This window comes from Allobosea sp. TBD101 (assembly GCF_059817965.1).
Window position 1 is genome coordinate 4,351,759 of the sequence record NZ_CM187543.1, and the last position, 12,906, is coordinate 4,364,664.

At 67.1% G+C, this 12,906-nt stretch carries 12 protein-coding genes; 6 read left to right on the forward strand and 6 right to left on the reverse strand.

Going from position 1 to position 12,906, the window contains the following annotated elements; genetic code table 11:
- The first annotated feature begins 80 nt into the window (after positions 1-80).
- From hutI to AC6RIC_RS21245, 5 genes are all read left to right on the forward strand, one after another.
- Positions 81-1,289 carry an imidazolonepropionase gene (hutI, locus tag AC6RIC_RS21225; RefSeq protein WP_499736640.1) on the forward strand — a complete coding sequence of 403 codons (1,209 nt, stop codon included), beginning with the start codon at positions 81-83 and terminating at the stop codon, positions 1,287-1,289.
- Positions 1,286-2,818 (forward strand): histidine ammonia-lyase, encoded by a 1,533-nt coding sequence (hutH, locus tag AC6RIC_RS21230; RefSeq protein ID WP_499733800.1) that lies wholly within the window; start codon positions 1,286-1,288, stop codon positions 2,816-2,818. Before hutI ends, hutH begins: the two co-directional genes overlap by 4 nt.
- Positions 2,815-3,624, forward strand: coding sequence for an N-formylglutamate deformylase (hutG, locus tag AC6RIC_RS21235; protein ID WP_499733801.1), 810 nt, complete (start codon positions 2,815-2,817; stop codon positions 3,622-3,624). The genes hutH and hutG overlap by 4 nt, the downstream gene beginning before the upstream one ends.
- Positions 3,621-5,288, forward strand: a complete 1,668-nt coding sequence (gene hutU / locus AC6RIC_RS21240) for a urocanate hydratase (RefSeq protein ID WP_499733802.1) — start codon at positions 3,621-3,623, stop codon at positions 5,286-5,288. Before hutG ends, hutU begins: the two co-directional genes overlap by 4 nt.
- A gap of 162 nt (positions 5,289-5,450) precedes the next feature.
- Complete coding sequence (locus tag AC6RIC_RS21245) at positions 5,451-6,014, forward strand: HutD/Ves family protein (RefSeq protein ID WP_499733803.1); 564 nt, start codon at positions 5,451-5,453, stop codon at positions 6,012-6,014.
- Here AC6RIC_RS21245 and AC6RIC_RS21250 read toward each other — a convergent pair.
- The gene (locus AC6RIC_RS21250) at positions 6,011-7,090 is read right to left on the reverse strand and encodes a citrate synthase/methylcitrate synthase (RefSeq protein ID WP_499733804.1); all 1,080 of its coding nucleotides are present in this window, start codon (positions 7,088-7,090) and stop codon (positions 6,011-6,013) included. The genes AC6RIC_RS21245 and AC6RIC_RS21250 overlap by 4 nt on opposite strands.
- An 88-nt stretch (positions 7,091-7,178) precedes the next feature.
- On the opposite strand from AC6RIC_RS21250, the gene AC6RIC_RS21255 reads away from it, so the two are divergent.
- Complete coding sequence (locus tag AC6RIC_RS21255) at positions 7,179-8,318, forward strand: citrate synthase family protein (RefSeq protein ID WP_499733805.1); 1,140 nt, start codon at positions 7,179-7,181, stop codon at positions 8,316-8,318.
- Between the two features lie 64 nt (positions 8,319-8,382).
- Here AC6RIC_RS21255 and AC6RIC_RS21260 read toward each other — a convergent pair whose 3' ends face one another.
- The 5 genes from AC6RIC_RS21260 to AC6RIC_RS21280 form a co-directional block, all read right to left on the reverse strand.
- Positions 8,383-9,576 (reverse strand): class I SAM-dependent methyltransferase, encoded by a 1,194-nt coding sequence (locus AC6RIC_RS21260; RefSeq protein WP_499733806.1) that lies wholly within the window; start codon positions 9,574-9,576, stop codon positions 8,383-8,385.
- 173 nt (positions 9,577-9,749) lie between these two features.
- The gene (locus tag AC6RIC_RS21265; protein WP_499733807.1) at positions 9,750-10,529 is read right to left on the reverse strand and encodes an ABC transporter ATP-binding protein; all 780 of its coding nucleotides are present in this window, start codon (positions 10,527-10,529) and stop codon (positions 9,750-9,752) included.
- A complete protein-coding gene (locus tag AC6RIC_RS21270) occupies positions 10,526-11,299 on the reverse strand; it encodes an ABC transporter permease subunit (protein WP_494584243.1) in 774 nt (257 codons plus the stop codon). The genes AC6RIC_RS21265 and AC6RIC_RS21270 overlap by 4 nt, the downstream gene beginning before the upstream one ends.
- Complete coding sequence (locus tag AC6RIC_RS21275) at positions 11,296-11,811, reverse strand: mismatch-specific DNA-glycosylase (RefSeq protein ID WP_499733808.1); 516 nt, start codon at positions 11,809-11,811, stop codon at positions 11,296-11,298. The genes AC6RIC_RS21270 and AC6RIC_RS21275 overlap by 4 nt, the downstream gene beginning before the upstream one ends.
- Before the next feature lie 10 nt (positions 11,812-11,821).
- Entirely contained in the window at positions 11,822-12,781 is a 960-nt protein-coding gene (locus tag AC6RIC_RS21280) for an ABC transporter substrate-binding protein (RefSeq protein WP_499733809.1), read from the reverse strand.
- Between the last annotated feature and the right edge of the window lie 125 nt (positions 12,782-12,906).

Consider the following 12,906-nt stretch of genomic DNA (forward strand, 5'->3'; position numbering starts at 1 on the left):
TGCATATGCAATTAGATAGCATGGCTTCACATCAAAGAGTAGCGGGAGGACGCACGGTGGCGAAAGCGCCTGGTGAGACGCTGGCTTGCGACAAGCTCTGGACGAATGCGCGGCTGGCGACGATGTCGCCGACGGTCGATACCCCCTATGGAGCGATCGAGGATGGCGTGATCGCGGCCCACGACGGGCGCATCGTCTATGCAGGGCCGCGCGATGAGGCGCCCGCCTTCCAGGCCGCCGAGACCGTCGATTGCGCGGGGCGCTGGATCACGCCCGGACTGATCGATTGCCACACCCATCTCGTCTATGGCGGCGACCGGGCGCATGAGTTCGAGCTTCGTCTCCAGGGCGCGACCTATGAGGAGATCGCGCGGGCCGGCGGCGGCATCCTCTCCACCGTCAAGGCAACGCGCGAGGCGAGCGAGGATGCGCTCTTCGCCTCCGCCGACCGGCGCCTCGCCGCGCTGCTGGCCGAGGGCGTCACCACCGTCGAGATCAAGTCCGGCTACGGGCTGGAGCAGCAGGCGGAACTCAAGCAATTGCGCGTCGCGCGCCGGATCGGCCGCGAGCGGCCCGTCACTGTCCGCACCACCTTCCTCGGCGCCCATGCCGTGCCGCCGGAATACAAGGGCCGTTCGGGCGACTACGCCGCGCTCGTCGCAGGACCGATGCTCGATGCCGTCGCGGCCGAGGGGCTGGCCGATGCCGTCGACGTCTTCTGCGAGGGTATCGCCTTCTCGCCGGACGAGACCAAGGCCGTGTTCGAGGCCGCCAAGGCCAAGGGCCTGGCGATCAAGGTCCATGCCGAGCAGCTCTCCAACCTGCATGGCGCGAAGCTGGCGGCCGAGATGGGCGCGCTCTCCGCCGACCATCTCGAATATCTCGACGAGGACGGCGTCATCGCCATGGCCAAAGCCGGCACGGTCGCGGTCGTGCTGCCCGGCGCCTTCTATTTCCTGCGCGAGACGCAGAAGCCGCCGATCGAACTGATGCGCAAGCATGGCGCGGCGATCGCGCTCGCGACCGATGCCAATCCGGGCTCGTCGCCGATGACCTCGCCCTTGCTCGTCCTCAACATGGCCTGCACGCTCTTCCGGATGACGCCGGAAGAGGCGCTGGCGGGTCTTACCCGCCATGCCGCCAAGGCTCTCGGCCTCCAGGACGAGGTTGGCACGATCGAGCCCGGCAAGCGTTGCGATCTCGCCATCTGGGAGATCGAGCGCCCGGCAGAACTCGCCTACCGCATCGGTTTCAATCCCCTTCACACCCGCATCTGGAACGGACAATGACCACGGTTTCGCTAAACCCGGGCGCAGCCCATCTCACCGACTGGCGCGCGATCCTCGACGGCGCCGTCGCCTCGCTCGGCGGCGATAGCGCCAGGAACATCGCCTCCGGCCAGAAGATCGTCGAAGAGATCGTCGCCGCCGGCACCGTGACCTATGGCGTCAATACCGGCTTCGGGAAGCTCGCCAGCGTCCGCATCGCTGATGCCGATCTCGCCAAGCTCCAGAGCAACCTGATCGTCTCGCACGCGGTCGGCACCGGCCCTGCCCTGCCCGACGGCGTGGTGCGCATGCTGCTGGCGATGAAGGCGGCGAGCCTGGCGCGCGGCGCCTCCGGCGTGCGGCCCGTCGTGATCGAAGCGCTGACCAACGCACTCAAGGCCGATGCCCTGCCGGTGATCCCGGCCAAGGGCTCGGTCGGCGCCTCCGGTGACCTTGCCCCGCTCGCCCATATGACCGCAGCCCTGATGGGCTTCGGCGAGATCCGCCTCAAGGGCGAGACCTTGCCGGCGGCGGACGCCCTGAAGCGCGCGGGCCTCGCTCCGCTGGCGCTCGGCGCCAAGGAAGGCCTCGCGCTGATCAACGGCACGCAAGTCTCGACCACGCTGGCTCTGACCGGCCTCGCTGCGATCGCCCGCGTCTTCGACGCCGCGCTCGTCGCCGGCGCGCTCTCCGTCGACGCGCTGAAGGGTTCCGACACCCCGTTCGATCCGCGCATCCAGAATCTCCGTGGCCAGCCGGGCCAGATCAAGGTCGCCAAGATCCTGCTCGACCTGATCGCCGGCAGCGCCATCCGCGAGAGCCATCGCCATGGCGACAGCAAGGTGCAGGACCCCTATTCGCTGCGCTGCCAGCCGCAGGTCATGGGCGCTGTGCGCGACCTCATCGGCAACGCCGCCGCCACGCTGACCATCGAGGCCAATGCCGTCACCGACAACCCGCTGGTGCTCGGCCCCGGCGAGATCGTCTCGGGCGGCAATTTCCACGCCGAGCCGGTCGCCTTCGCCGCCGACATCCTGGCCATGGCCGTCTGCGAGATCGGCAACCTCTCGGAGCGCCGCATGGCGCTTCTGGTCGATCCCGTCATGAGCGGCCTGCCGCCCTTCCTTGCCCGTGATGCCGGCCTGAACTCGGGCTTCATGATCGCACAGGTCACCGCCGCCGCGCTCGCCTCCGAGAACAAGCAGAAGGCGTATCCGGCTTCGGTCGACACCATCCCGACCTCGGCCAACCAGGAAGACCATGTCTCGATGGCGACGCATGGCGCCTTCCGCCTGATCGACATGGCGAAGAATGCCGCCAGCGTCATCGGCGTCGAATTGATGGCGGCGGCGGAAGCGATCGAGCATCACCGCCCGCTCAAGACCAGCCCGCGGCTGGAGCCGGTGCTCGCCCTGCTGCGCAGCAAGATCGCGCCGCTGACCGAGGACCGCTATCTCGCGCCCGATCTCGCGGCCGCGACCGAGTTCGTGCTCTCCGGCGCGGTCGGCAAGGCGGCCGGCCTCGACAGCTTCGCCGAGTGCAGCGCATGAGCGCCGACATCGTCACGGTCACGCGGGGCTCGTCCCCGCTGATCCTCTCGATGCCGCATCCCGGCACCGGCGTTCCGCCAGAAGTCGCGGCGCAGCTCAACGCGCGCGGAAAGCTGGTCGAGGATACCGACTGGCACATGCGCCAGCTCTACGGCTTCGCCGTGCCGTTCGCGCCGAGCATCGTCGAAGCGCAGCTTTCGCGCTTCGTCATCGACCTCAACCGCGACCCGGCCGGCGTCTCGCTCTATCCGGGCCAGGCGACGACCGAACTCGTGCCGACAACGACCTTCGACGGCGCGCCGATCTGGCAGACCGGGCCGGACGCCACCGAGATCGAGCGGCGCAAGGCGGCCTATTTCCAGCCCTATCACACGGCGCTGGCCAACGAGATCGAACGGGTGAAGGCCGAGCACGGCTATTGCGTGCTGTGGGACTGTCACTCGATCAAGTCGGTGATCCCGCGCCTGTTCGAGGGCACGCTGCCGACGCTCAATCTCGGCACGAATTCCGGCCAAAGCTGCGCATCGAGTGTCGAGGCTGCCGCCGTCACCGCGATGGCGGGCCAGCCGCTCACCCAGATCGCCAATGGCCGCTTCAAGGGTGGCTGGATCACGCGCCATTACGGGCGCCCCGCAAGCCAAGTCCACGCGCTCCAGATGGAAATCGCGCTCTCGGCCTATCTCTCCGAGGAGAACGCGCCCTGGACCTTCGACGCACCGAAGGCCGCTTCCTTGCAAACCGCCTTGTCCGCCATCATCGCCGCCGCCCTCGATGCGGCCAAGACTCTCGAACGGAGCCGCTCATGACCCGCCTGGACAATACCCGCGTCATCCGCCCCGCCACCGGCACCGAACTCAGCGCCAAGAGCTGGCTGACCGAGGCGCCGCTGCGCATGCTGATGAACAACCTGCATCCTGATGTCGCCGAGAACCCGCAGGAGCTCGTGGTCTATGGCGGCATCGGCCGCGCCGCCCGTTCCTGGGAGGATTTCGACCGCATCGTCGAAACGCTGCGCCAGCTCGAGGCCGACGAGACGCTGCTCGTGCAGTCCGGCAAGCCGGTCGGCGTGTTCCGCACCCACAAGGATGCGCCGCGCGTCCTGATCGCAAACTCGAACCTCGTGCCGCACTGGGCCAACTGGGACCATTTCAACGAGCTCGATAAGAAGGGGCTCGCGATGTACGGCCAGATGACGGCCGGCTCCTGGATCTATATCGGCACCCAGGGCATCGTGCAGGGCACCTACGAGACCTTCGTCGAGGCCGGCCGCCAGCACTATGGCGGCAACCTCAAGGGCAAATGGGTCCTGACCGGCGGCCTCGGCGGCATGGGCGGCGCCCAGCCGCTCGCCGCGGTTATGGCCGGCGCTTCCTGCCTCGCCGTCGAGTGCAACCCGGACTCGATCGATTTCCGCCTGCGCACCCGCTATCTCGACGAGAAGGCCGAGACGCTCGACGAAGCGCTGGAGATGATCGCCCGCTGGACTGAGAAAGGCGAGGCGAAGTCGGTCGGCCTGCTCGGCAACTGCGCCGAGATCCTGCCCGAGATGGTCCGCCGCGGCATCCGCCCCGACATGGTCACCGACCAGACCTCGGCGCATGATCCGATCAACGGCTACCTGCCGAAGGGCTGGACCATGGGCCAGTGGAAGCAGGCGCGGGAGGCCAACCCGAAGTCCGTCGAGACCGCGGCCCGCGCCTCCATGCGCGAGCATGTCGAGGCGATGATCGCCTTCCAGGACATGGGCATCCCGACCTTCGACTACGGCAACAACATCCGCCAGGTCGCCAAGGAAGCGGGTCTCGAGAACGCCTTCGCCTTCCCGGGCTTCGTGCCGGCCTATATCCGCCCGCTGTTCTGCCGCGGGATCGGCCCGTTCCGCTGGGCCGCCCTCTCGGGCGATCCTGAGGACATCTACAAGACCGACGCCAAGGTGAAGGAGCTGCTGCCCGACAACAAGCACCTGCATAACTGGCTCGACATGGCGCGCGAGCGCATCGCGTTCCAGGGCGTGCCGGCGCGCATCTGCTGGGTCGGCCTCGGCGACCGTCACCGCCTCGGCCTCGCCTTCAACGAGATGGTCAGGAACGGCGAGCTCAAGGCGCCGGTCGTGATCGGCCGCGACCATCTCGATTCCGGCTCGGTCGCCTCGCCGAACCGCGAGACGGAAGCGATGAAGGACGGCTCGGACGCGGTCTCCGACTGGCCGCTGCTCAACGCCCTGCTAAACACGGCGTCGGGCGCGACCTGGGTCTCGCTGCACCATGGGGGCGGCGTCGGCATGGGCTTCTCGCAGCATTCGGGTGTCGTGATCTGCGCCGACGGCACGGATGACGCGGCTGCCCGCCTGGCGCGCGTGCTCTGGAACGACCCGGCCACCGGCGTGATGCGCCATGCCGACGCCGGCTACGACATCGCGCTGGACTGCGCCCGCGACAAGGGGCTCAACCTGCCGGGTATCCTGGGCTGAGCCCTCGTGTCATTCCGGGGCTCCGCGCCAGCGGAGAACCCGGAACCCACGACCGGGCGAGCCTTGTCCAACCACGATGTTCTACCCAGTCGTGGGTTCCGGGTTCGCCCTTCGGGCGCCCCGGAATGACAAGGGTTCGGCATGAATTCGAAGGAGCCTGCCATGCGCATCATCCGCGCCGCCAATTGCAAGGTCATGCCGTGGAAGAACGGCGGCGGCACCACGACCGAGATCGCTGTTTCTCCTGAGGGAGCCTCCCTGAGCGATTTCGACTGGCGCATCTCAATGGCTCATGTCGGGCAGGACGGACCGTTCTCGTCCTTCCACGGCATTGATCGCACCCTGTCGGTGCTGACCGGCAACGGCATTCGGCTGGCTTTCGGTGATGGCGAGACGGTGGCGCTCGATCGCGCGACCGCGCCGTTCTTCTTCGCCGCCGACCGGGCAGTGGATGGCGTGCTGGTCGATGGAGCGATCGACGACCTCAACGTGATGAGCCGGCACGGGGCCTGGAGTCACAGCGTCGAGCGGCTGACAGGCGGAGCGTATGAGATTGCGGCCGAGCGCGGATTGCTGGTTCTGGTCGCGCGCCGGGGCGATTGGCTGGTGAATGGCATGGCGCTGGCCGCCGGGGACAGCGCCGTGCTCCAAGCTCCGGTGACCGCAAAACTCGCCGCCGGGAATGGCGGCGAGCTGTTCGTCGTAAAGCTGGCACCAACGCGCTAGGCCGCCTGCCGCGGCTGCGGGCCGACATAGACCGATTGCGGACGGATCAGGCGGCCGCCGGCGATCTGCTCCTTGGCATGGGCGAGCCAGCCCGTCGTACGGCCGAGCGCAAAGACGCAGGTGAAGCTGTCCGGCGAGAAGCCGAGCGCCTCCAGCAGCAGCGCCGTGTAGAACTCGACATTGGTTTCCAGCGTGCGGTTCGGCTTGCGCTCGCGCAGGATGGCGAGCGCCGCCTGCTCGACCGCCTCGGCCAGCGCGAGCCGCCCGCTATCGGCGCCGAGCCGGCGGATCGCGCCCTTCAGCGCATCGGCGCGCGGATCGCGCACGCGATAGATGCGGTGGCCGAAGCCCATCAGCCGGTCGCCGCGATCGAGCGCGGTTTCCAGCCAGGTACGGGCGTTGCCGGGCGCGCCGATCGCATCGAGCATCTCGATCACCGGACCGGGCGCGCCGCCATGGAGCGGCCCCTTCAATGCACCGATCCCGGCGAGCACGGCCGAGACCAGGCCGGCGCGGGTCGAGGCGACGACGCGCGAGGCGAAGGTCGAGGCGTTAAGGCCGTGATCGGCCACCGTGACGAGATAGGTGTCGAGCGCGGCGGCCTGCTGCTTCGTCGGCGCCTTGCCCGTCAGCATGCGCAGCGTATCGGCTGCCTGAGACAGCGACGGATCGGGCGCAACCGGCGCTAGGCCTTGGCGTAGGCGCAGCGACGCGGCGGTGAACACGGCGGGCGCCGCCAGAAGCCGCAACACCGTGCCGACATCCTCGCCGTCAGGAACCAGCGCCGTCATCGCGCGGATCATCTCGACCGGCCCGAGCGTCACGGGGATAACGGCCTCCTGCACCACCGTCGCGAACAGCTCCTGCCGGGCCGCGCCGAGCGCCGCCGGCAGATCCTTCATGGCGGGCAGATCCGGCACGAAGCCGTCGAGCATCAGCGCGGCCATCTCCTCGAAGGAGGTATGGCCCGCGAGCTCATCGAGACTATGGCCGCGCATCACCAGCCGGCCCGCCGCTCCATCGACTTCCGAGAGCACGGTATGGGCGGCAACGACATCTTCAAGGCCATCGGACATGGCGGGTTCTCCTCAACATCTGAGGCTTGAAGATTGATAGCTTCATCAGTAGAATCAATCTTGAACAATATAATCAATATATTTTGCCATGACCGACTGGCTGACGGCACAACAGGTAATGCAGCGGCTCGGGCTGAAGCCGCAGACGCTCTACGCCTATGTCAGCCGCGGGCTGATCGAGGCGCGCGGCGATGCGGGCGACTCGCGCCGGCGGCTCTACCGGGCAGAGGACGTGGCCCGGCTGGAGCATCGCAAGGCGCGCGGGCGCAAGCCCGCCGCCATCGCCGAGGATGCGATCGCCTTCGGCGAGCCGATCCTGGCCTCCGGCATCGCCACGATCCAGCGCGGCAAGCTCTGGTATCGCGGGCAGGATGCCGAGGTGCTGGCCGAGACGGCGAAGCTGGAAGATGTCGCGCGGCTGCTGTGGGATTGCGGCTCGCAGCGCTTCCCGCCGCTGTTCACGATCGTTCCGGAGGCGCCACCGCGGCAGCGCATGTTCGCCGTGATCGCCGCGCGCGCCGCCAGCGATCCCGCCATGGCCGGCCGTACCAAGAAGGCGCTCTATCTGGAGGCGGCTTCCGTCATCGACTCGCTGGTCGACGCCATCGCCGGGCGGCCGGGACAGGGGCCGATCCATCACCGTTTGGCACAGGCCTGGGGCTGCGACGAACGCGGCGCCGACCTGATCCGTCGCGCGCTGGTGCTGCTCGCCGATCACGAGCTCAACGCCTCGACCTTTGCCGTTCGTGTCGCGGCTTCGACGCGCGCCTCGCTCGCCGCTAGCATCCTCGCCGGGCTCGCGACATTGTCGGGGCCGCTGCATGGCGGGATGACGCCGCGTGTGCTCGGCCTGATGCGCGAGATCGCAAGCGAAGGCGTCGAGATGGCGGTCTCGGCGCGGCTTGCCACCGGCATGCCCCTGCCCGGCTTCGGCCATCCGCTCTATCCCGATGGCGATGCTCGGGCTCGTGCGCTGCTCACGGCCTTCACGCTACCGCCAGCCTATGAGGAGACGCGCCGGGCCGTCACGGCGCTGACCGGCGAGGAGCCGAATATCGATTTCGTGCTGACGGCGATCGCGAACGAACTCGGGCTCGCGCCGGACGTGCCGTTCCAATTATTCGCTGCCGCACGCTGCGCCGGCTGGATCGCGCATGCGCTGGAGCAGGGCGAAACCGGACGCCTGATCCGACCTCGCGCCCGCTATGTCGGGCCGGAGCCGGCTTGAACCATCGTTGTCATTCCGGGGCTTCGCACAGCGAAGAACCCGGAATGACAAGCCTGGAGCTTGCCTAGAGCGCCTTCCCCAGCTCGCCCTCGCGCTCCGCGATATAGCCGCGCGTGATCGGCAAACCATCGAGCTTCTTGGCAAGCTGGAACTGAAAGACGACGAGGTCGTCATGCCGGAAGCTCGCCTCGCAGGCGGCGAGATAGAATTCCCACATCCGGGCGAAGCGCTCGTCATACATGGCGACGGCCTCATCGCGCCGGGCGAGGAAGTTCTCGCGCCAGATCTTCAGTGTCTCGGCATAGTGCAGGCGCAGCACCTCGACATCGGTGATCACGAGCCCTTCCTGCTCGACCGCCGCCGCCACCTCCGACATGGCGGGGATATAGCCGCCGGGGAAGATGTACTTGGCGATGAAGGGATTGGTCGCGCCGGGCGGTGACGAACGACCGATGGTGTGGACCAGCGCTACGCCGTCATCGCTGAGCAATTCCCGGATCTTGCGGAAGTAGTCGCGGTAGAAGCCGACGCCGACATGCTCGAACATGCCGACCGAGACGATGCGGTCGAAGGGCTCGTTCAGATGGCGATAGTCCTGCAAGCGGAACTCGACCGGCAGGCCGGCTTCGGCGCCGCGCTGCCTGGCGATGGCGAGTTGCTCTTCGGAGAGCGTGATGCCGGTGACCGAGGCGCCGGTCTCCCCGGCGATGGACAGCGCCATGCCGCCCCAGCCACAGCCGATGTCGAGCACGCGCTGGCCAGGCTGGAGATCGAGCTTGCCCATGATGTGGCGCTTCTTGGCGAGCTGCGCTTGCGCGAGCGTCATGCCGGGCTCGGCGAAATAGGCGCAGGAATACTGCATGTCCGGATCGAGGAAGAGCCGGAAGAAATCGCTCTTGAGATCGTAGTGATGCGCGACATTGCGCCGGGCGAGCGCCGGCGTGTTGTGCTGGTGGAAGCGCCGAACCGCCGTGCGCAAGCCTTCCAGAACCTTGCCCCAGCCCTTGGGGCGCGCCCGGTGCATGGCTGCGACCAGCGCGTCGAGCAGGTCGTAGAGCGAGCCTTGCTCGACGACCACGCGCCCATCCATCACCGCCTCGCCGAGGGCGAGCTCGGGATTGAGCGCGAGTTTCAGTTCCGTCGGTGAATCGACGATGCGCATCCGCAAACGCGGCGCGGCACCCTGCCCGACCGACTGCAATGTACCATCGGGGAATACGACATCGATACGTGGCTCGATCGCGAGCCGAGACAACATCCTGGCAATCAGCGAATGCATTGGCCCCACCTTTGGCAGCGCCCCTTTCGCTGAAGATGGCAACGCAATGCGCCGTCGTAACGGCCCCTCAGCGCAAGGCAGCCACACGCCTGCGACATGACAACGCAGGCGATGCGGTTCAGTTCCGCCAGGGAAGCAGGGCTAGCGCTAGACTAGTGATCCGCGGCGATGACCTCGGCGCGGATCTCCTCGACCAGCCGCTCCTTCAGGGCGACGAATTCCGGCGTCGTCTTGATGGTGTAGGGCCGCGGATGCGGCAGATCGACGGGGATGTCGGCCTTGATCCGTCCCGGGCGCTTGCTCATCACCACAACGCGCGAGCCGACGAAGATCGCCTCTTCGATATCATGGGTGACGAAGAGCACGGTCTTCTGCTCGCGCTCCCAGATGCCGAGCAGCATTTCCTGCATCAGCGCCCGGGTCTGGTTGTCGAGCGCGCCGAAGGGCTCGTCGAGCAGCAGGATCTTGGGGTCGTTGGCGAGCGCGCGGGCGATCGCCGTGCGCTGCTGCATGCCGCCGGAGAGTTGCTTCGGGAAATGGTCGACGAATTGGCCCAGCCCGACGCGCACCGCCCAGTCACGCGCGACCTTCAGGCGCTCGGCTTCGGACACGCCCTTCTCGCGCAGGCCGAAGGCGATGTTCTGCTGCACCGTCAGCCAGGGGAAGAGCGTGTAGCTCTGGAAGACGAAGCCGCGATCGGCGCCCGGCCCTGAAACGGCAGAGCCATCGAGCAGGACGCGGCCTTCGCTCGCGGTCTCCAGCCCGCCGATGATGCGCAGCAAGGTCGACTTGCCGCAGCCGGAGGGGCCGAGGATGGTGATGAAGTCGTTGTCGGCAACGTTGAGCGAGGCCGGCATCAGGGCGCGCGTCGGCTCAGCCCCGCGCTGCGCCGGAAAGACCTTGCCGACATTCTCGATGACAAGCTTGCTCATGTGCGCGCCCACGGGAACAGGCGCTGGTTGACCGCCTTGAAGAGGAAATCCGAGACCAGGCCGATCAGGCCGATCACGATGATGCCGAAGATGATCTGCCCGGTGTTCAGCAGCGCCTGGCTGTCGGTGATCATGTGGCCGATGCCCGAGGACGAGCCGATCAGCTCGGCGACGATGACATAGGTCCAGGCCCAGCCGAGCACGAGGCGGAAGATCTCGGCGATCTCGGGCGCCGCATTCGGCAGCATGACGCGGCGCACGACCGAGCTGTCGGTCGCGCCCAGCGTATAGGCGGCGTCGACGAGATCGCGACGGATCGAGCCGACGGAGACCGCGATCATCAGGATGAGCTGGAAGACCGAGCCGATGAAGATGACGAGCAGCTTCTGCGTCTCGCCGATGCCGGCCCACAAGATCAGGAGCGGGATGAAGGCCGAGGCCGGCAGATAGCGCGCAAAGGAGACGAAGGGCTCGAGGAAGGCCTCGATCGGCTTGTAGGCGCCCATCAGGATGCCGATCGGCAGGGCGACGAGGACGGCCAGGATGAAGCCACCGACGACGCGCCAGATCGTCATCATGATGTCGAACCCGAAGCCGTAGCGGACCATCAGGTTGTAGCCCTCGCCGACCATGGTCAGCGGATCGGCCAGGAAGAGGCGCTGGACATAGCCGCCGAAGGTCGCGACCGACCAGAGCGCGACGAAGAGTGCGAAGAAAGCCAGGCCGTAGCCGATACGGGCCGAGGCCGAGACGGGTTGCAAGGGTCTCATCGCGGTAGGGTTCCGGTCACGGCCATGGCCAGTTGCTTCCAGGGTTCGATCGACCAGAAGCCGGCTGCGGCGCCTGAAGTCGAGGGGAGGACGTAGATGTCGGCATCGGCCAGTCGGCGCGCCTGCGGCCCGTAGGCGAGCCGCCCCTGGCTGATCCCAAGGGCGGCCTGAGCCGCACGCTTGCCGTTGAAGGCGAGGATGCGGGGCCGGTTCGCAGCGATCCGCTCGACGAAGCCGGCCAGATCGAAATGGTCGCCACGCAGCGCGGAATCCGGACCCGATGTGCGCTTGGCGACATCGGTCAGGCCTATCCGATAGCGCAGCAGGGTCCGGAACTCCTCAGGCTGGAGCCTCTCCGGCACGAGCCCGATCTGGTGGAGAACCGGCCAAAACTTGTTGCCCGGCCCGGCATAATAGGCGCCGCGCCTGGCCGAGGCGGCACCGGCCTGCGTGCCGCAGAAGACGACGCGCAGGCCGGGCTCCAGAACATCCGGGAGGATGTCGCCGATCACGCAGTCGCTGTCACTTGCCGGTGACGAATTTCGTGTCGACCAGCGTGGCGAGATCGGGCTTGGCCTTGATCAGGCCGATCTCGAGGAGCAGGTCCGCAGCCTTGGCCGAGAAGGCCTGCCAGTCGCCGGCGAAGAACTTCTTGTTGCCCTCGGCATCCGACCAGCGCAGGAAGCCGGCCGACTTGCCGAACTGCTCGCCGGTCTGCTTCACGTCGGCGCCCATGATCTCGTAGGCCTTGGCCTGGTCCTTCTTGATCATCTCGAGTGCCTCGAAATAGCTCTGGGTCAGTGCCGCCGCCGCCTTGTCGTTGACGAGGAAAGCCGGCGTGCAGCCGAAGGTGTCCATCACCATCGGGTAATCGAGGGTCGTCGCGATGATCTTGCCGGCAGCGGTATTGTCGCGGACCGTGGAGAGATAGGGTTCGTAGGTCATGGCCGCGTCGTTCTGGCCGGCGATGAAAGCCTGCGCGGCCGGACCCGGCTCCATGTTGACGACCTTGACGTCCTTCACCGAGAGGCCGTTCTCCTTGAGCATCCAGGCCAGCGCGAAATAGGGCGAGGTGCCGGGCGCGGAAGCCGCGACCGTCTTGCCCTTCAGGTCCTTGATCGCCGCGACATCCTTGCGCACGGCCATGCCGTCGGCACCGTAGCTCTTGTCGAGCTGGAAGATCTGCTTGGTCTTGACGCCCGCCGCATCCCAGACGATCCAGGTCTCGACCGTGGTCGCGGCGCACTGGATGTCGCCCGATGCGATGGCGAGGTGGCGGTCCTTCTGCGGGATCTTCTTGATGGTCACGTCGAGGCCGTTCTTCGCGAAGATGCCGGCCTCCTTGGCAAGCACCAGCGGCGCAAAGCCGGTCCAGCCGGAAATGCCGATATTCACCTTGGTCTGCGCCTGGACACCGCCCGCCGCGAGAAGCGCAACAAGGCCAAAACCGACTGCCGCGCCAGCGCGCTTGAAAACTGCCATGATTGAAACCCTTCCCCTGTTTTTTGGCTGACACCTCACTCAGACGCCTAAACGTCATCCATGGTGCGATGCAACCTTCGTTCCAGATTAGCGTAATTGCATATGCAAAAACGTCAAGCGGCCGA

Coding starts and splice junctions, on each gene's coding strand:
- AC6RIC_RS21250 (WP_499733804.1), bottom strand. CDS start 7,090: ATGTCCGATGGCCTTGAAGATGTCGTTGCCGCCCATACCGTGCTCTCG.
- AC6RIC_RS21280 (WP_499733809.1), bottom strand. CDS start 12,781: ATGGCAGTTTTCAAGCGCGCTGGCGCGGCAGTCGGTTTTGGCCTTGTT.
- AC6RIC_RS21265 (WP_499733807.1), bottom strand. CDS start 10,529: ATGAGCAAGCTTGTCATCGAGAATGTCGGCAAGGTCTTTCCGGCGCAG.
- AC6RIC_RS21270 (WP_494584243.1), bottom strand. CDS start 11,299: ATGAGACCCTTGCAACCCGTCTCGGCCTCGGCCCGTATCGGCTACGGC.
- AC6RIC_RS21260 (WP_499733806.1), bottom strand. CDS start 9,576: ATGTTGTCTCGGCTCGCGATCGAGCCACGTATCGATGTCGTATTCCCC.
- hutG (WP_499733801.1), top strand. CDS start 2,815: ATGAGCGCCGACATCGTCACGGTCACGCGGGGCTCGTCCCCGCTGATC.
- hutH (WP_499733800.1), top strand. CDS start 1,286: ATGACCACGGTTTCGCTAAACCCGGGCGCAGCCCATCTCACCGACTGG.
- AC6RIC_RS21245 (WP_499733803.1), top strand. CDS start 5,451: ATGCGCATCATCCGCGCCGCCAATTGCAAGGTCATGCCGTGGAAGAAC.
- AC6RIC_RS21255 (WP_499733805.1), top strand. CDS start 7,179: ATGACCGACTGGCTGACGGCACAACAGGTAATGCAGCGGCTCGGGCTG.
- hutU (WP_499733802.1), top strand. CDS start 3,621: ATGACCCGCCTGGACAATACCCGCGTCATCCGCCCCGCCACCGGCACC.